This window comes from Streptomyces sp. NPDC102270, from assembly GCF_044766405.1.
Lineage (GTDB): Bacteria > Actinomycetota > Actinomycetes > Streptomycetales > Streptomycetaceae > Streptomyces.
Genome location: NZ_JBIWLX010000008.1, coordinates 214,383 through 233,270 on the forward strand (window position 1 = coordinate 214,383; position 18,888 = coordinate 233,270).

Here is an 18,888-nt window from a genome sequence, read left to right on the forward strand (position 1 = left end):
GTACGGCGCATGGCGGCACCCCGCCCACTCGTACATGTGGCCTGTGATGGCGAACACATGAACCAGTGCGTGATCGTCTCGTAACATTGCCGCATGTCTTCGACCGAGCTGCCCTTCGTGCCGCCCGCCACCGTCCTTCCGAAAGTGGCACCCGTCAGGGTCGGTGAGGGCGAGCGGCTGAGGTCGGTGAGGCTGCCGGGGATCACTCTGACGGTGCGTTCGAGGCCGGCCGCGCGCGAGGGGCTGCCGCCCGCGCTGTACATCCATGGCCTCGGCGGTTCCTCGCAGAACTGGTCGGCGCTGATGGAGCAGCTGGAGGGTGACGTCGACGGCGAGGCCGTCGATCTGCCCGGCTTCGGCGACTCCCCGCCGCCGGACGACGGCAACTACTCGCTCACCGCTCACGCGCGCGCGGTGATCCGCCTCCTCGACGCTTCCGGTCGCGGGCCGGTCCACCTCTTCGGGAACTCCCTCGGTGGCGCGGTGTCCACGCGGGTCGCGGCGGTGCGGCCCGACCTGGTGCGCACCCTCACTCTCGTCTCGCCGGCCCTCCCGGAGCTCCGGGTCCAGCGCACCGCCGTCCCCACGGGGCTGCTCGCACTGCCCGGCGTGGCCGGTCTGTTCACCCGGTACAGCAAGGACTGGACGGCCGAGCAGCGCGTCCGCGGCGTCACGGCCTTGTGCTACGGCGACCCCGGGCGGGTCACTCCGGAGGGCTTCCAGTACGCGGTGGAGGAGATGGAACGGCGGCTGCAACTGCCGTACTTCTGGGACGCGATGGCGCGGTCCGCGCGCGGGCTGGTGAACGCGTACACGCTGGGCGGCCAGCACTCGCTGTGGCGCCAGGCCGAGCGCGTCCTCGCACCCACACTGCTCGTCTACGGCGGTCGCGACCAGCTCGTCGGCTTCCGCATGGCCCAGAAGGCGGCCCGTGCCTTCCGCGACTCCCGCCTGCTGACCCTGCCGGAGGCGGGGCACGTGGCGATGATGGAGTACCCGGAGACGGTGGCGGGAGCGTTCCGGGAGTTCGCCGCGGAGAAGGGGGCCAAGGGGGCCGATGGGGCTTCTGGCGATTCTGTGGGAGGCTCTGAACGGCGTGACAGGTCCGCGGGTGCCTCCGGTGAGGGAGCCTCGGGTGACGGGCCGGACGCCGCGACGGCTTCCGGCGGCGGGGCCGACGACACCACAAGCGTGGGGAGCTGAGGCGCGGCGTGGGACGCCACAGTCGGCGCGGGCCCGCTCCCAAGAAGGGGCCCGACCAAGGCATTTCCGGCAAGAGCGGTACGGGCCAGGCGGCCGCCGAGGCGGTGCGGGGCACCAAGGGCCTCGCCGCGGAGACACCGGGCCGGGATCGGACACCGCCTTCCCCCGCTCCGGCGCCGCAGGCTGCTCGGCAGGGGGTGCCGGGGGGCCGGAGGCCCGAGTCAGGGTTACCGGTGAGCGGCCCAGCCAACTACCGGGTGCCCGCTCAGGGCGGCCCGAGGCTCCCGGAGGGTACGCCGGCGCACGGGTTTCCGCGGCTGGGTGACGGGACGCCCGCGCGTGGCGTTCCTCGGGTTGTGGAGGGGACGCCTGCTCGTGGATTTCCGCGGGTTTCGGGCGGGGTGACGCCTGGGCCCGGCTCTCCTCGGGTTCCTGACGGGACGCCGGCGCACGGGTTTCCCCGCATTCCGGGAGAAGTGCCGTCTGGGCCCGTCCCCGCTCGGCTTCCGGACGGTGCGTCTGCGCAGGGGTCCCCTCGGGTTGTACAGGGGGCGCCTGCTCGTGGGTTTCCGCGGGTTCCCGGCGGGGCGACGTCCGGGCCCGTCTCCCCTCGGCTTCCGGACGGCACGCCTGCACAGGGGGCCCTTCGGCGTCCCGATGGCACGCCCGCGCACGGGTTTCCCCGGCTGGGTGACGGGACACCCCCGCGTGGCTTGCCGCGGCTGTCCGACGGCACCCCCGCACACGGCGTGCCCCGGGTCCGTGGTGGGCATCCTGAGCAGCGGGAATCCGGGGGCGCCTGGGGGGAGTTGAGCGGTCAGGGGCCGGGCGGCGGCCACGCCGCCGGGCCAGGGCTCGGCGGCACTCCGCCGCGGCAGCGGCAGGGCCTTTCGGGATCGAGGTCGGGGCCACGACAGGATTACGTCGACGCGTTCGCCGACGGCGTTGATGTCTTCGCGCTCGGCGGATCCCGCCGCCCTGTCTCCGGGAACGGTCCCGTCAGCGGGGCCGGGGTGCCCGCCACGCATCCCTCCGACGCGTACGACTCCGTCACCGACCGGCCCGACGACACCGACGTCCACACCGACTCCGATGGCGTGCCCGCGGCCAAGGGCGGCAAGGGCCGGGCGTTCACCGGTATCGCGGCCGCCGCCGTCGTCACCGTGCTCGCCGTCGTCGTGGCCGGACAGGTCACCGACGGGCGCGGCACGGCCTCGGGCGCGCAGTCCGCGACCGACCAGGCACGGGACGCCCGGGACGCCGGCCCGGGCGGGGCCGGGCAGCCCTCGCCGTCGTCCTCGGCCGTCGTGGCGCCGCTGACGTACGAGCAGAAGATGGCCACGAAGTACCCGCTCAGCGCCAAGCTCGACGGCTCGGGGAAGTTCGACGCGATCCAGGGGGTCGACAAGGCGCCCGGCAAGGGACAGAAGTACACCTACCGCGTGGACGTGGAGCAGGGGCTCGGCCTCGACGGCGAACTCTTCGCCGAGGCCGTGCAGAAGACGCTCAACGACGACCGCAGCTGGGCCCACAAGGGCGCCCGGACCTTCGAGCGCATCTACTCCGGCAAGCCCGACTTCGTGATCACGCTCGCCAGCCCCGGCACCACGGCCGACTGGTGTGCCAAGTCCGGGCTCGACACGACGGAGGACAACGTCTCGTGCGACTCGGCCGCCACCGAACGCGTGATGATCAATGCGTATCGATGGGCGCAGGGATCAGCCACATACGGTGATCGGATCCATGCGTATCGGCAGATGTTGATCAACCATGAAGTCGGTCACCGCCTCGGCTACTCCCATGTGACCTGCGACAAGGACGGCGAGCTCGCGCCGGTCATGCAGCAGCAGACCAAGTTCCTCGACCACGACGGGATTCACTGCCGGGCCAACGCGTGGGCTTACCCCGGCAGTTGACAGATACCGCTTATGTCACATTGACATGTGTTGATTGGTCATACATATTGCTGCCCATGTGGTCTAGTCATGCCGTCGAGAGGAGCGCCGCCATCGAGCTGGCGCTCATCGGTGTGACCCCGCTCTGCGTGGCCGACATCCTCTGTCGCTGACGCCCGCCTCAGGCGCGCGCGTCGCGAATCCCGCATTTCTCCGTGACCCGAGTCACGGCCTTTTCGACGACCCGACGCCGGGGCGGACGTCCGTCTACGTTCGTCTCACCCTTCGTCAATTCGTCTCGCCCTTCGAGACTCTTCATTCGAGAGGTCGTCTCCGATGCGTCAACCGTCCCTCACAAGGCGCCGTGTGGCCGCGGTGTCCGTAAGCCTGGTTCTGGCAGCGGGCGCCGCCGCCTGTGGTCCTGAGGACAACGATGCCAAGAGCTCCGGTGGCGACTCCACGCCCCACAAGGGCGGCACCCTGACGGTCCTGAACGCCAAGCCGCAGGAGGACTTCGACCCGGCCCGCCTCTACACCTCCGGCGGCGGCAACGTGCCCTCCCTCGTCTTCCGCACCCTCACCACCCGCAACCGCGAGAACGGCGCCGCCGGTGCCAAGGTCGTTCCCGACCTCGCCACCGACACCGGGCGCCCCAACAAGGACGCGACCGTGTGGACGTACACCCTGAAGAAGGGCCTCAAGTACGAGGACGGCACCGCGATCACTTCGGCCGACATCAAGTACGGCATCGAGCGCTCCTTTGCGCCCGAACTCTCCGGCGGCGCCCCGTACCTGCGGGACTGGCTGGTCGGCGCGGCCGACTACCAGGGGCCCTACAAGGACAAGAAGGGCCTCGCGGCGATCGAGACGCCGGACGACCGCACCCTCGTCTTCCATCTGAACAAGCCCGAGGGCGAGTTCCCGTACCTGGCCACGCAGACGCAGTTCACGCCCGTGCCGAAGGCCAAGGACACCGGGACGAAGTACGAGGAGCACCCGGTCTCCTCCGGCCCGTACAAGGTCGTCACCAACGAGAACGACGGCGAGCATCTCGTCCTGGAGCGCAACACGTACTGGTCCGCTTCGACGGACGCCGAGCGCAAGGCGTACCCCGACAAGATCGACGTCAAGTCGGGGCTCGACTCGTCGGTGATCAACCAGCGGCTGTCGGCGTCCCAGGGCGCGGACGCGGCGGCGGTCACCACGGACACCAACCTCGGCCCGGCCGAGCTCGCCAAGGTGACGGGCGACAAGGAGCTCGCCGCCCGCGTCGGCACCGGGCACTTCGGCTACACCAACTACATAGCGTTCAACCCGACGGTCAAGCCGTTCGACAACGTCAAGGTGCGGCAGGCCGTCTCGTACGCCATCGACCGCTCCTCCGTGGTCAACGCGGCCGGCGGCAGCGCGCTCGCCGAGGCCGCCACCACCTACTTGCCGAACCAGAAGTCCTTCGGCTACGAGCCGTACGACCTCTTCCCGGCGGGCGCGACGGGCAACGCGGCGAAGGCCAAGGAGATCCTGAAGGAGGCCGGTTACCCGAACGGGCTCACGGTCACGCTGACGCACTCCAACGCCAAGGACTTCGAGACCAGCCCCGAGATCGCGACCGCGATCCAGGACGCGCTCAAGAAGGCCGGCATCACGGTCAAGCTCCAGGGTCTTGAGGACAACGACTACGGGGACACGATCCACAGCGTGAAGACCGAGCCCGGCTTCTTCCTCGCCCACTGGGGTGCCGACTGGCCCTCCGGCGGCCCCTTCCTCGCCCCGATCTTCGACGGCCGGCAGATCGTCAGGGACGGCGCGAACTTCAACACGGGCCTGCTCAACGACAAGTCGGTCAATGACGAGATTGACGCGATCAACAAGTTGACCGATCTTGACGCCGCCGCCAAGCGGTGGGGCGCACTGGACAAGAAGATCGGCGAGCAGGCACTGACCGTGCCGCTTTTCCACCCGGTCTACAAGCGTCTGTACGGCAAGGACATCAAGAACGTCGTCATCAGCGACTGGACCGGTGTACTGGACATCTCGCAGGTCGCGGTCAAGTAACCCGATGAGCGAGGCACTTGTCGCCATCGAGGTCCCCGAGGCAGCCGCCCCGGGGGCCTCGGGGGCCCGTCAGTTCTGGCGCCGGCTGCGGTCGCAGCGCGCCGCCATGGTCGCGGCGGCCGTCGTCGCACTGCTCGTCCTGGTCGCCCTCGCGGCGCCCCTGCTCACCGCGCTGGAGGGCCAGGACCCGACCACTTACCACCCCTCACTCATCGACTCCGCGCGCGGGGGCGTGCCCATCGGCTCCTTCGGGGGCATCGGCGGCGACCACTGGCTGGGCCTCGAGCCGCAGACGGGGCGTGATCTGTTCGCCCGGCTGGTGTACGGGGCCCGGGTCTCCCTGGGGGTCGCGCTGGCCGCGACCGTCATCCAGGTCTTCGTCGGCGTGGTGATGGGAATCGCCTCCGCGCTCGCCAGTGGATGGGTTGATCAAGTGTTGAGCCGGATCACCGACGTCTTCGTCGCCCTGCCATTGATGATCATGTCGCTGGCGCTGCTCGCGATCGTCCCGGCCGGTTTCCCCCGGCCCGTCCTGGTCACGCTCGTCATCGGGTTCATCGCGTGGGGCAACATCGCCAAGATCGTGCGGGCCCAGACGCTCACGCTGAAGGGGCTCGACTACGTCTCGGCCGCCCGGCTCAGCGGCTGGGGCACCTGGCGCATCGCCCGCAGAGAACTCCTGCCCGGGCTCGCCGCGCCGGTCATCACGTACGCCGCGATCCTCATGCCGGTCAACATCAGCGTCGAGGCCGCCCTGTCGTTCCTCGGCGTCGGTGTGAAGCCGCCGACGCCGTCGTGGGGGCAGATGCTCACCGCCGCGGACGTCTGGTACCAGGCGGCCCCGCAGTACCTGCTGCTGCCGGCCGGTGCGCTGTTCGTCACCGTCCTCGCGCTGACCGTCCTCGGCGACGGTGTGCGCACCGCCCTGGACCCCCGTGCGGCCTCGCGGCTGAGCGTCGGCACGGGTCGCAGGCGCGAGGCCAGGGCAGGCAAGGAGGACACCGCATGAGCGGCTTCGGAGGCTTCCTGTTCCGCCGTACCGTCGGCACCGCGGTGACCCTGCTGGCCATCTCGGTGATCGTCTACGTCGTCTTCTACGCCACCCCGGGCAATGTCGCCCAGATCACCTGCGGCCCGCGCTGCTCCCCGGAACAGGTGCACCAGGTGGCCCAGCAACTCCGGCTCGACGACCCGCTCTGGGTGCGCTACTGGCACTTCCTGGAGGGCCTGGTCGCCGGCCAGGACTACTCCACGGGCACCTCGGTGGAGCACTGCTCGGCACCGTGCCTCGGGCTCTCGTACCAGAGCGACCAGCAGGTCCTGGGCCTCATCCTGACGAAGCTCCCGGTGAGCCTGTCGCTGGTGTTCGGCGCGATGATCATCTGGCTGCTCCTCGGCGTCGGCACCGGCGTGCTCTCCGCGTGGCGGCGCGGCCGGTTCACCGAGCGGGTGCTGACCGCACTGACGCTGGCGGGCTGGGCCACCCCGGTCTTCGTCATCGGCCTGGTCCTGATGATCGTCGTCTGCGGCGAACTGCAGTTGCTGCCCTTCCCGCAGTACGTGAAGCTCACCGACGACCCCGAGCAGTGGGCGTGGAACCTGCTGCTGCCATGGCTCTCGCTCGCCCTCGTCGAGGCCGCCGCGTTCGCCCGCCTCACCAGGGCGTCGATGCTGGAGACGCTGGCCGAGGACCACATCCGTACCTTCCGCGCGTACGGCGTCAGTGAGCGGAAGATCGTCGGACGCCATGCCCTGCGTGGGGCGTTCGCGCCGGTCATCGCCCTGAACGCCAACAACGTCGGCTCGGCGATCGGCGGTGCCGTCCTCACCGAGACCCTCTTCGGCCTCCCCGGCATCGGCCAGGAACTGGTCCACGCCGTCACCGTCGTCGACCTCCCGGTCGTCGTCGGCATGGTCCTGGTCATCGGCTTCTTCGTGGTGCTCGCCAACGCCGTCGCGGACGTCCTGTACGCGGTGGCCGACCGACGGGTGGTGCTCGCATGAGCCTCGTCCATGTCACGGACCTGACCGTCGGGTTCGGCGATCTGCGCGCCGTCGACGGCCTCTCCTTCCGCCTGGAGCAGGGCGCCGCCCTCGCTCTGGTCGGCGAGTCCGGCTCCGGCAAGTCCACCGTCGCCTCGGCCCTGCTCGGGCTGCACCGCGGCACGGGCGCGCGCGTGGGCGGCTCCGTCGAGGTCGCCGGAGCGGACGTACAGCAGGCGTCGGAGGACGAACTGCGGCGGCTGCGGGGCGCGAAGGCCGCGATGGTCTTCCAGGACCCGCTGTCGTCCCTGGACCCGTACTACGCGGTCGGCGACCAGATCGCCGAGGTGCACCGTGTGCACACGCGTGTGTCGCGACGAGCGGCACGCGCGCGTGCGGTGGACGTGCTGGACCGGGTCGGCATTCCGGACGCCGCACGGCGGTCCCGGTCCCGTCCGCACGAGTTCAGCGGCGGCATGCGCCAGCGCGCCCTCATCGCGATGGCACTGGCCTGCGAGCCCGCCCTGCTGATCGCCGACGAGCCGACCACCGCGCTCGACGTGACCGTCCAGGCCCAGATCCTCGATCTGCTGCACACCCTGCGCCAGGAGACCGGCATGGGCCTCCTGCTCGTCACGCACGACGTGGGCGTCGCCGCCGAGAGCGTCGACGACGTGCTGGTCATGCGGCACGGTCGCGCGGTCGAGCAGGGGCCGGTCGCCGCCGTGCTCGGGGCCCCGCGGGAGGCGTACACACGCGAACTGCTCGCCGCGGTACCGCGCGTGGACGTGCCGCGGGCCCCCTCCAAGGCCGCCGGCGAGGTGGTCCTCGAAGCGAAGGGTCTGCGGCGCGAGTTCGGCCGCGGCAAGAACGTTTTCGCGGCCGTCGACGACGTCTCGCTGACCGTCCGCCGGGGCGAGACCCTGGGTGTCGTCGGCGAGAGCGGCAGCGGCAAGACGACGCTGGGGCGCATGCTGGTCGGCCTGCTGGAGCCGACGGCGGGGGAGGTCCGCCACGACGGCCACGCGCGTGTGGGCGTGAACCCGGCCGTGCAGATGGTCTTCCAGGACCCCGTCTCCTCCCTCAACCCCCGCCGCAGCGTGGGCGAGTCCATCGTCGACCCGCTCCGCGCACGTGGCGAGAAGGACGAGAAGCGGATCCGGGGGCGCGTGACGCAACTCCTGGAGCGCGTGGGGCTCGAAGGGGCGCACTACGACCGCTACCCGCACGAGTTCAGCGGCGGACAGCGCCAGCGCGTGGGCATCGCGCGGGCGCTCGCGGCCGACCCGCGCGTCATCGTCTGCGACGAGCCGGTCTCCGCACTCGACGTCACCACCCAGGCCCAGGTGGTCGCCCTGCTCGGCGAGTTGCAGCGGGAGCTCGGGCTCGCGCTGGTCTTCGTCGCGCACGACCTCGCCGTCGTACGCCAGGTCAGCGACCGTGTCGCCGTGATGCGACGCGGCCGGATCGTCGAACAGGGGCCGGCCGACGAGGTCTACGACAGTCCCCAGGACCCGTACACCAAGCAGCTCCTGGCCGCCGTACCGGCGCTCGATCCGCGGATCGCGGCCCGGCGCAGGGCGGAGCGCCGGGACGTGGCCGTGACCTGACGTTCCGTGTCCGTTTGATCTCTTAGCGCGACAGAACGCGACCCGCACGGGAAAGTTACGAGCGTTCACCCCTTTTGGTGGCGTGATGGACAACCGTCCGTCGCGCCACCGTCCTGTCCGCATACCTTCGTCCCGCTGCGAGCCGTCGGGCCAACGACGGCTCCTCATACGGGAGATCGGGGGTGCACTCGTGCGCATAGGACTGCTTACGGAGGGTGGCTATCCGTATGTGAGCGGTGACGCCGGGCTCTGGTGCGACCGGCTCGTGCGCGGGCTCGCACAGCACGAGTTCGACATCTACGCGCTCAGCCGCAGCGAGCACCAGGAGGACGAGGGCTGGGTCCAGCTGCCCCCACAGGTCGGCAGGGTGATCACGGCTCCGCTGTGGACCGCGCGGGACGACGGCGTGGTGTACGGGCGGCGCGCGCGCCGTCGGTTCGCCGAGTCCTACGGCGAGTTGGCGGCGGCACTGTGCGAGGGGGTGGTCGGCGACGCCTCGGGGGAGTCGTCGGTCACTGAGGCGGACCGTTTCGCCAACGCCCTGTACGGACTCGCCGAACTCGCCCGCGACGAGGGCGGGCTGGTCGGAGCACTCCGCTCCGAGACCGCCGTACGCGCCCTGGAGCGCGCCTGTCGTGCGCCGGGCGCCCGGCAGGCGGCGCGCGCGGCGCGGGTACCGGATCTGCTCGCCGTGGCCGCACACCTGGAGCGCGCCCTGCGCCCCCTGTCGCTCGACTGGTACGAGGACGACGGACTCGGCGCGGTCGACCTGTGCCACGCGGCCTCCGGCGGCCCGGCCGCCCTGCCCGGGCTCCTCGCACACCACTTCACCGGCGTCCCGCTGCTGGTGACCGAGTACGGCGTACGGCTGCGCACGCACTACCTGGCCGGCACCGAGTCTCCGCCCGTCGTCCGGACCCTGCTTGCCGCCTTCCACGGCCGGCTCGCCACCGAGACCTACCGGCGGGCCGCGGTCGTCACGCCCGGCAACACCCACGCCCGCCGCTGGCAGGAGCGCTGTGGCGCCGACCGCGGGAAACTGCGCACGGTCTACCCGGGTATGGACGCCGCCCGTTTCGCGGAGGTGGGTGAGTCCGCGGCCTGCACGGACCCGGACACGCTGGTGTGGGTCGGCCGGGTCGAACCCGCCAAGGACCTGATCTCCCTGCTCCACGCCTTCGCGGAGATCCGCAAGGAGGAGCCCAAGACCCGGCTGAGAATCGTCGGCGCGCCCACCGGTCCCGAGGGTTCCGCCTATCTGGGGCACTGCAGGGCGCTGGCCGCACAGCTCTTCCCGGACGAGGCGGAGGGGCTGCACGCCGTCGGCGACAACCCCGTCTCCTTCGACGAGATCGGCGGGCCCGAGGTGCCGACGCTCGCCGACGCGTACGCCTCGGGTGCGGTCACCGTTCTGTCCAGCGTCGTCGAGGGCTTCCCGATCAGCCTCGTCGAGGCCATGTTCTGCGGCCGGGCCACCGTGTCCACCGACGTCGGCGCGGTCGTGGAGGCCATCGGCGGCACGGGGCTCGTCGTCCCGCCGCGCAACCCCAAGGCCCTCGCGGAGGCGTGCGTCACGCTGCTGCGCGACTCCGAGCGCCGTGAGCGACTGGGGGCCGCCGCACGCGCCCGCGCGCTCGAACTGTTCACCGTGGAACAGAACATCGCGGCATTTCACGGCATTTACCTGGAGATCGTCTCGCGAACCCCCGTCCGCCGGGTCGTCCTGGACGGCATCGGCGAGCCCCTGCCCTTCGCCGCTCCCGCCGAGGCCCACGTACCCGGCCACTGGGCCGAGCCCAGCACCCGCGTGGTGGCCCAGGGCGGCACCGGCTGGGCCGCGGGGCCCCCGGTCAGCGCGACGCCACCCTTCGCCGCCACGGAAGGAGCGACCGGATGAGCGACGTGGGACTCGACCGCCCCGGCGCGAGGGGCGCCGAGTCGGAGAAGTTGCCGACGCAGGACACGGCCGTGGAGGACGGGCGGGGGACCGGTGAACCGGGGGCGGAGGGCGACACGAGGCGTGTGGGGACTCCGGAGCGGCCGGACCCGCGGGTCGTGGAGGACGCTGAAGAGGCCAAGAAGGCCAGCGCTTCTGAAGCGGCCGATCCGGAGATCGCCGACGCGCCGGGCCCGCGGAAGCCGCCCGCCGGTGAGCCTTCCGCAGCGGGTTCCGCAGCCGCTGACGCGCATGCTGCAGGGTCCTCCGAGGGCGCCGGTGGGAGGGGCGCGGGGCTTTCCGAGGGTGCTGGTGGGCGGGCCGCAGGGCTCTCCGAGTGCGCTGGTTCGAGGGCCGCAGGCTTTTCCGAGGGCGCCGGTGCGCATGTCGCAGGCTCCTCCGAAGGTGCCGGCGCGCACGCTGACGAGGTTTCCGAGGGTGCGGCCGTGCACATTCCGTCGGCGCCCACCCCCCGTGCCTCCGAAATCTCCACCGGTCTCAAGCCCACCACCCCCGGCCCCGCCCGTCGTTCCGGCGCCGACCCGGTGAAGGCCCTGATGCACCGTCACCGCGAGCTGTGCGAACGGGCCGTCGACCCCCTGGAGATCGCGGCGGGCCTGGAGGCCCACGGCGTCACCGACCGCACCGCCGTCCGCTTCCGGCACCGGGACGTCTTCTCCCTCGCCGAGGAGATGTACGCCCGTGTCCCGAGGGACGGCGAGACGCCCCCGCCCCCCACGGCGGCGCGGACACCCAGGGCCCGTGCCGACTGGGCCCTGCTCACCCTCCTCCCCGGCACCGTCTGCGCGGCCACGGTGGCCGGCATCCGACTCACCGGCGGCCAGTCCCGCCTGGTCGCCGCCCTGGTGGGCTTCCTGGCCGTGTCCCTGGCGATGCGCGCGGCCCTGTCCCGCGGCCCCCTCGGCACTTCTGACCGCGCAGCCACCACCGGCACCTCCACCTGGACGTACTGGCTCCTCGCCTACGCCGCCCTCGGCAACGGCCTCCTCGGGGCGGCCGTGACCGGCGGCCCCGACGCCCTGCCCACCGGCGCCGTCGACGCGCCCTGGCCCATGGCCACGGCCCCCCTCCTCGCCCTCACCCTGTCCTGCGCCCCGGCGGCCTGGTCCGCCCACCTCTTCGCGGCCCGCGCCCGCCGCAAACTGACCGTCAGCCGGGGCCTGGAGGACTTCGCGGCCTCCGTACGGCCCCTGCTGCTCGGCACGTTCGCCCTGTACCTGTGCGCCCTGACCGCTCTGTCGGCCCTGTCCGGGGCCGCCGTGGACGAACCGGCCGCCCACCTCCAAGTCACCACCCTGGGCGCTCTCCTCTTCCTCGCTCGCCTCCTCACCGTCCACGGCTTCACCCACGCCCCCGTGGTGGTCCTCACCGCCGCTGCCACGGCCCAGGCGACCGCCCTGGCCGCGGCCTTCGCCTCCCGCCTGCCGGGCTGCGGCTTCCTGGCCGTACCGGTGGACGCCCTCGTGGACCTCTGGGGCCCGGGCGGCATCCAGACACTTTCCTGCGGGCTCGGCGCCCTGGCCCTGCTGATCCACGGCATCCGCAAGCTGACGAGAGCGTCGGCCCACGCCCGGACGGAGGCCCCGTGCTGACCCGCCCCCGAGCCACCCACCCGCCGTAGGCGCAGCCGCCGTCCGTCGTCGGCGCAGCCGCCCACCGCAGCGGGCCCAGCCGCCCGCCGGGCCCGACCACCCCCCCCGTGGGGCGCGACCGTCCATCAGCCGTGGGCGAGACCGACACCAGCTGTGGGGGACCGCCCCGCCGACCCCGCACACACCGCACACACCGCCGCAGGCAACCCCGGCTCCACCGCCGGAGGCAACTCGCAAGCCCTTCCCGAAGGAGAACCCGCAATGACCACCTCCCGACCCGCCCCCAAGGCCCCGGGAGCAGCCCGATGAGAGTCCTGCTGATCGGAGCCAACGGCTACCTCGGCCGCTTCGTCGCCGACCGCCTGCTCGCCGACCCCGCCGTCCAGCTCACCGCCCTCGGCCGCGGCGACGACGCCGACGTCCGCTTCGACCTCGCGTCGGGCAGCCCGGGCGCCCTCACCCGCTTCCTCGACGCGGTCCACCCGGGCGTCGTCGTCAACTGCGCCGGCGCCACCCGCGGCGGTGCCCGTGAACTCACCCGCCACAACACGGTCGCCGTCGCCACCGTCTGCGAGGCCCTGCGGCGCAGCGGCTGCGGGGCACGTCTGGTGCAGATCGGCTGCGGCGCCGAGTACGGGCCCAGCCAGCCGGGCTCCTCCACGGCCGAGGACGCCGTCCCCCGCCCCGGCGGTCCGTACGGCGTCAGCAAACTCGCCGCCACCGAACTGGTCCTCGGCTCCGGTCTGGACGCGGTCGTCCTGCGCGTCTTCTCGCCGGCCGGCCCCGGCACCCCCGCCGGCTCCCCGCTCGGCCGTCTCGCCGAGGCCATGCGCCGCGCCATGCAGTCCGGCGACGGCGAACTGAAGCTCGGCGGCCTCGGCGCCCAGCGCGACTTCGTCGATGTCCGCGACGTGGCCCGCGCCGTCCACGCGGCCTCGCTCTCCGCCGCACAGGGCGTCATCAACATCGGCTCGGGCCGCGCCGTCCGCCTCCGCGACGCCGCCGCCGTCCTGGCCCGGGTCGCCGGATACGGCGGCGCCCTCCATGAACTCGACGGCCCTCCCGGCCCGCTCAGGGCGACCATCGGGCATCCCCGCTCCGAAGCGGACCACGCGGCACCGGTCGCGTACCCGTACCCCGACGGCTGCGGCAGCTGGCAGCAGGCCGATGTGCGCACCGCACGCGACCGGCTCGGCTGGCGCCCCCGCATCAATCTCGAGGAGTCCCTCGCCGACATCTGGATGGAGGCGGCATGCCGCATCTGACCAGTACGAAGACCAGCACGTCGAGCACCGAACTGCGCACCGGCCTCGGCGTCCCAGGCTTCGCCCACCCCCTGGTCGCCCCCGCCGAATGGGCCGAACTCACCCGCCCCGGCACCCCCGTGCACTGGGCCGTCCTCGACGTCGCGGACGGCCCCGGGGCCCGCCCCGACCCGCACTGCCTCGAAGCGGCCGGCCGGGTGCGCAACGCAGGCGTCCGCGTCCTCGGCCACCTCGACACCGCTCATGGGAGTCGCACCTACGGCGAGATGGTCTCCGAGGCCCAGCGCTACATCGACTGGTACCAGGTCGACGGCTTCCTCCTGGACCGCTGCCCGACCGGACGCGACGCCCTTCCCGAGGTCCGCCGCGCCGTCACCACGCTCCGCGTGATCCGTGACGATGCCCACATCGTGCTCGGCCACGGCACCCATCCCCACCCCGGCTACGCCGAGAACGCCGACCAGTTGGTCACCTTCTCCGGCTCCTGGAGCGACTACCGCTGGTCGCAGGTGGCCGAGTGGACCGCCGACTATCCGCCCGACCGCTTCTGCCACCTCGTCCATGGACTGCCCGGCCCGCACCTCGAGGAAGCCCTGAGGATCGCCCGCTGGCAGGGCGCCGCCACGATCTGGTTCACCGACCGCACGGACCGCGGCGGCCGGGTCGACCCCTGGGAGAGCATGCCCGGCTACTGGGACGAAATCGTCTCGCGGATCGGAACGGGTGTCTCGGAATGAAGAAGCCCATGGCAGTGTTACGGGGAGAACAACTGTAGTGATTGACCGACCAACGGAGTCCCCGTGTCGCTGCCACCCCTGGTCGAGCCCGCTGGCGAGCTCACCGTAGACGAGGTCCGCAGGTACTCCCGCCACCTGATCATCCCCGATGTCGGGATGGACGGGCAGAAGCGGCTGAAGAACGCCAAGGTGCTCTGTGTGGGCGCCGGCGGCCTGGGCTCGCCGGCGCTGATGTACCTGGCCGCGGCGGGCGTGGGCACGCTCGGCATCGTGGAGTTCGACGAGGTCGACGAGTCGAACCTGCAGCGCCAGATCATCCACAGCCAGGCCGACATCGGCCGCTCCAAGGCCCAGTCCGCCCGCGACTCCGTCCTCGGCATCAACCCGTACGTCAACGTGGTCCTTCACGAGGAGCGGCTCGAGGCCGACAACGTGATGGACATCTTCAGCCAGTACGACCTGATCGTCGACGGCACGGACAACTTCGCGACCCGCTACCTGGTCAACGACGCGTGCGTGCTGCTGAACAAGCCGTACGTGTGGGGGTCGATCTACCGCTTCGACGGCCAGGCCTCCGTCTTCTGGTCCGAGCACGGTCCCTGCTACCGCTGCCTCTACCCGGAGCCCCCGCCGCCGGGCATGGTCCCCTCCTGCGCCGAGGGCGGCGTGCTGGGTGTGCTGTGCGCGTCCATCGGCTCCATCCAGGTCAACGAGGCCATCAAGCTGCTCGCCGGCATCGGCGAGCCGCTGGTCGGCCGGCTGATGATCTACGACGCCCTGGAGATGCAGTACCGCCAGGTCAAGGTTCGCAAGGACCCGAACTGCGCGGTCTGCGGCGAGAACCCCACCGTCACCGAGCTCATCGACTACGAGGCCTTCTGCGGCGTGGTCTCCGAGGAGGCCCAGGAGGCGGCCGCCGGCTCGACGATCACTCCCAAGCAGCTCAAGGAGTGGATCGACGACGGGGAGAACATCGAGATCATCGACGTCCGCGAGGTCAACGAGTACGAGATCGTCTCCATCCCGGGCGCCAAGCTGATCCCCAAGAACGAGTTCCTCATGGGCACCGCCCTGGAGGGCCTCCCGCAGGACAAGAAGATCGTCCTGCACTGCAAGACGGGTGTCCGCAGTGCGGAAGTCCTCGCGGTCCTGAAGTCCGCCGGCTTCTCCGACGCCGTGCACGTCGGCGGCGGTGTGATCGGCTGGGTCAACCAGATCGAGCCGCACAAGCCGGTCTACTAGGCCCACGCCTTCCCGGGAGGGGCTCGGCACCATGTGTGCCGGGCCCCTTTCCGCTACTGGTGCCGGGCGCAGACCTTGCCGTCCTTCGGCACGGTGCCCTTCAGCAGGTACGCGTTCACCGTGGAGTCCACACAGTCGCTCCCGTTCCCGTACGCCCCGTGTCCCTCGCCCTTCCAGGTGAGCTCCACGCCGACCCCCTTGCCCAGCTCGTCCGCCATCCTCCGGGCACCCTCGTAGGGCGTCGCCGGGTCGCCCGTGTTGCCGATCACCAGTACCGGTGCCGCACCGGGCGCGCTCACCTCCGGGGTCTCGTACTGCCCGGGTACCGGCCAGTCGTGGCACCAGTCGGCCGCGTCCCAGCCGAGGAAGGGGCCGAACACGGGTGAGATCCTCGTGAACTCGGGCAGCAGCTTCTTCGCCTCCGCGAGCGTGGGCCGCTGCTTGTCGTCCAAGCACGATATGACCCGTTGTGACTGCGTCACCAGGCCGTAACGGCCCGAGTCGTCCCGCTCGTTGTAGTCGTCGGCGAGTGCCAGCAGTTCGGAGCCGTCGCCCTGCTCGGCCGTGTCGAGAGCACTGGTCAGCGAGGGCCAGCTGTCCTGGCGGTACAACGGCAGGACGATGCCGGTGAACGCGAGCACCTGGGTCAGCTTCCGCCCGGAATACGTGTCCAGCGGCTTCGCGTCGATCCGATCGAGCAGGTCCGCGATCTTCCGGGTGCCCCGCTTCGGGTCCTGGCCCCTGGAGGCGAGGTAGTTGTCGAGCGCGCGCTGGAAGCCCTGGGCCTGGTTCTTCCGGTGGGCCACCGTGTCGGCGCCGGGATCGACGACCGCGTCAAGCACCAGCCGCCCCACGTTCTGCGGGAACAAGTGGGCGTAGACGCCGCCGAGTTCGGTGCCGTAGGAGATGCCGAAGTAGTGCAGCTCGGGGTCGCCGAGGACCTGGCGCATGAGGTCCATGTCCCGCGCGGTGTCGGTGGTCGAGACGTGTGCCAGCAGGTTGCCCGCGTTCTTCGCGCAGCCCCGGGCGAAGCCGGTGGCGTCCCGCAGGAACGCCCGTTCCTCGGCCGGGGTGTCCGGAGTGGCGTCCACCGCCTCGGCCGCCTGCGTCTCCTTGTCACTGCGGCACCGGACACCTTCGCTTGCGCCGACCCCGCGCGGGTCCCAGCTCACCAGGTCGTACCGCTCGCGCAGCACGGAGACGGTGGCGGCGTACCCGGGCATTCCGGCCACGCCCGACGCGCCGGGGCCGCCGAAGTTGAACAGCAGCGAGCCGATGCGGTCGCCGCCGCGGGCCCTGGAGCGGATCAGCGCCAGGTCGATCGTCTCGCCGTCCGGCTTCGCCCAGTCGAGCGGCACCTGCAGGGTCGCGCACTGCCAGTCCCGGCCGGGCGCGGAGGAGTCCGCGGTGGCTTTGCAGCGCTCCCAGTCGAGCTTCTGCGAGGTCAGCGCGGCGGGCAGCGCTTTCGCACCGGTCGTGGTGGGCCTCGCGCTGCCCGACCGCTCGTCCCCCTCGCCGTCGCCGGACGAGCTGCCGCTGCAGCCGGCCGCCAGCAGTGCGGCCGCGGCGGTCACAGCCGCCCACCGTGCGAAACGCCCCATTCCCGTCCCCCTCCCAAGCCGTCCGCGTCGAGCCACGAACGTCGGTCCGGCCATGGTAGGCCGAACACGTGACACCCGTCCGAGCCTGTGGATAACCCTCTGACCAGGAAGTTTCGCTGAGGCTTGGCCGACCGGGCGCTACGAGCAGACGGTCCGGGCCGTCGGGACCTTCCCGTTGAGGAGATAGCCGTTCACCGCGTCCTGCACGCACTTGTTCTTGCTGTCGTACGCCCCGTGCCCCTGCCCCTTGTACGTCAGCTCGACGCCGACGCCCTCGCCGAGGGCCTCCACCATCTTCCGGGCGCCCTCGTACGGGGTCGCCGGGTCCCCGGTGTTGCCCACGACCAGGATCGGCGCCGAGCCGGTGGCGCTCACGTCGGGATGGTCGGCGGCTCCCGGAACGGCCCAGTCGGTGCAGGTCACCATCGACCAGGCCATGAAGTCGCCGAACAGTGGTGACGCGGCACGGAACTCGGGCAGCTTCCGCTCGACCTGAGCGGTGGTGTACCGGGGCTTGTCGTCGGCGCAGTTGATGGAGATGTTGGCCGCGGCGATGTTGCTGTACTCGCCGTTCTCGCTGCGCCCGTTCATCGAATCGGACAGCAGCATCAGGACCCTGCCGTCACCGGCGTACGCCTGCTCAAGGCCCTCGGTGAGGTACTCCCAGAAGTCCTTCGAGTACAGGGCCTGCGCGATGCCGTTGGTCGCGGCGGTCTGGGTCAGCACCCGCTGCCCGATGCCGGGGATCGGCCTGCGGTCGAGGTCGGCCAGCAGTTTCGCGATGCGGTTCCTGACGTCCTGCGCGGTGTCGCCCAGGGGGCAGTCTGTGGGCTGCGAGGTGCAGTCCTCGGCGAAGTTGTCGAGCGCGAGCTGGAAGCCCTCGGCCTGTCCGAGCGAACCCTGCTCGCTGTTCTGCGTCGGGTCCACGACCGCGTCGAAGACGGCACGCCCCACGCGCTTCGGGAACAGATGGGCGTAGACGCCGCCGAGTTCGGTGCCGTAGGAGACGCCGAAGTAGTGCAGCTTGGCGTCGCCGAGGACCTGGCGCATCAGGTCCAGGTCGCGGGCGGCGTCGGTCGTGCGGACATGCGGCAGCATCTTCTCGGAGTTCTCCTCGCAGGCCGCGTTGAACTCCTTGGTGTTGTCCAGCAACGTGGCGCGTTCGGCCGCGTCGTCCGGGGTCCCGTCCTGCTCGAAGAACGCGTCGAGCTGGGGGTCGTTCAGGCACTCCACCGGGGCGCTGCGGCCGACACCGCGCGGGTCGAAGCTCACCAGGTCGTAGCGGGTGCGCAGTTTCGCGTAGTCCGAGCCGAAGGCGGGCAGCGTGGTGACGCCCGAACCGCCGGGACCGCCGAAATTGAAGACGAGCGAGCCGATGCGCTTGGTCTCGGCGCCGCTGGCCTTCGCCCGGATCAGCGCGAGGCCGATCGTGTCGCCCTTGGGCTTCGCCCAGTCGAGAGGGACCTTGAGGGTGGCGCACTGCCACTCCTCACCACCCGGCAGCGGTGAAGGGGCGTCACCGCCGCCCTCGGCCGCGGAGGGAGCCGGGCAGTCCTTCCAGCTCAGTTCCTGGGCCGACAGGTCCTCGTCCTGAGAGTCGTCGCCGCAGCCCGCCAGCGCGGAGGTCAGCAGAAGGGCGGTGGCGGTCAGGGCGGCGAGGCGCAGGTGAGGGGGGTTGGGCATGATCCCATCCTGCGGTCGCGCGCGTGGGCGCGCTCGGGGCGCGAGCCGTACGAGGTACGTACCGC

The 18,888-nt window shown here is 71.5% G+C and carries 14 protein-coding genes; 12 read left to right on the forward strand and 2 right to left on the reverse strand.

All coding sequences use genetic code 11. The annotated features are described in order from the left end of the window. Positions 1-93: 93 nt before the first annotated feature. From ACIRP7_RS18365 to moeZ, 12 genes are all read left to right on the forward strand, one after another. Positions 94-1,203: an alpha/beta fold hydrolase gene (locus ACIRP7_RS18365; RefSeq protein WP_403660105.1), complete on the forward strand. Its 1,110-nt coding sequence runs from the start codon at positions 94-96 to the stop codon at positions 1,201-1,203. 356 nt (positions 1,204-1,559) lie between these two features. Then, positions 1,560-3,119, forward strand: a complete 1,560-nt coding sequence (locus tag ACIRP7_RS18370; protein ID WP_403660108.1) for a DUF3152 domain-containing protein — start codon at positions 1,560-1,562, stop codon at positions 3,117-3,119. A 56-nt stretch (positions 3,120-3,175) separates the two neighbouring features. Continuing rightward, positions 3,176-3,271, forward strand: coding sequence for an Ms4533A family Cys-rich leader peptide (locus ACIRP7_RS18375; RefSeq protein ID WP_389993658.1), 96 nt, complete (start codon positions 3,176-3,178; stop codon positions 3,269-3,271). 163 nt (positions 3,272-3,434) lie between these two features. Then, the gene (locus tag ACIRP7_RS18380; protein ID WP_403660112.1) at positions 3,435-5,153 is read left to right on the forward strand and encodes an ABC transporter substrate-binding protein; all 1,719 of its coding nucleotides are present in this window, start codon (positions 3,435-3,437) and stop codon (positions 5,151-5,153) included. Positions 5,154-5,157: 4 nt separating this feature from the next. Further along, positions 5,158-6,162, forward strand: a complete 1,005-nt coding sequence (locus ACIRP7_RS18385; protein ID WP_403660116.1) for an ABC transporter permease — start codon at positions 5,158-5,160, stop codon at positions 6,160-6,162. Further along, on the forward strand, positions 6,159-7,157 hold the full coding sequence (locus ACIRP7_RS18390) for an ABC transporter permease (RefSeq protein WP_403660119.1): 999 nt from the start codon (positions 6,159-6,161) through the stop codon (positions 7,155-7,157). The genes ACIRP7_RS18385 and ACIRP7_RS18390 overlap by 4 nt, the downstream gene beginning before the upstream one ends. Further along, positions 7,154-8,746: a dipeptide ABC transporter ATP-binding protein gene (locus ACIRP7_RS18395; RefSeq protein ID WP_403660122.1), complete on the forward strand. Its 1,593-nt coding sequence runs from the start codon at positions 7,154-7,156 to the stop codon at positions 8,744-8,746. The genes ACIRP7_RS18390 and ACIRP7_RS18395 overlap by 4 nt, the downstream gene beginning before the upstream one ends. A gap of 190 nt (positions 8,747-8,936) precedes the next feature. Beyond that, positions 8,937-10,643 (forward strand): DUF3492 domain-containing protein, encoded by a 1,707-nt coding sequence (locus ACIRP7_RS18400; protein WP_403660125.1) that lies wholly within the window; start codon positions 8,937-8,939, stop codon positions 10,641-10,643. Between the two features lie 485 nt (positions 10,644-11,128). Further along, positions 11,129-12,295, forward strand: a complete 1,167-nt coding sequence (locus tag ACIRP7_RS18405; RefSeq protein ID WP_403660128.1) for a hypothetical protein — start codon at positions 11,129-11,131, stop codon at positions 12,293-12,295. A gap of 305 nt (positions 12,296-12,600) precedes the next feature. Further along, a complete protein-coding gene (locus tag ACIRP7_RS18410; protein WP_352390294.1) occupies positions 12,601-13,560 on the forward strand; it encodes an NAD-dependent epimerase/dehydratase in 960 nt (319 codons plus the stop codon). Further along, positions 13,548-14,297 carry a spherulation-specific family 4 protein gene (locus ACIRP7_RS18415; protein WP_403660131.1) on the forward strand — a complete coding sequence of 250 codons (750 nt, stop codon included), beginning with the start codon at positions 13,548-13,550 and terminating at the stop codon, positions 14,295-14,297. The genes ACIRP7_RS18410 and ACIRP7_RS18415 overlap by 13 nt, the downstream gene beginning before the upstream one ends. Positions 14,298-14,360: 63 nt before the next feature. Further along, the gene (moeZ, locus tag ACIRP7_RS18420) at positions 14,361-15,539 is read left to right on the forward strand and encodes an adenylyltransferase/sulfurtransferase MoeZ (protein ID WP_352390292.1); all 1,179 of its coding nucleotides are present in this window, start codon (positions 14,361-14,363) and stop codon (positions 15,537-15,539) included. 53 nt (positions 15,540-15,592) lie between these two features. On the opposite strand, the gene ACIRP7_RS18425 is transcribed toward moeZ, so the two are convergent. Together ACIRP7_RS18425 and ACIRP7_RS18430 are read right to left on the reverse strand one after the other, a co-directional pair. Then, positions 15,593-17,140, reverse strand: a complete 1,548-nt coding sequence (locus ACIRP7_RS18425) for an alpha/beta hydrolase (RefSeq protein WP_403660134.1) — start codon at positions 17,138-17,140, stop codon at positions 15,593-15,595. A gap of 138 nt (positions 17,141-17,278) precedes the next feature. Continuing rightward, positions 17,279-18,823, reverse strand: a complete 1,545-nt coding sequence (locus tag ACIRP7_RS18430; RefSeq protein ID WP_403660137.1) for an alpha/beta hydrolase — start codon at positions 18,821-18,823, stop codon at positions 17,279-17,281. Positions 18,824-18,888 lie beyond the last annotated feature (65 nt).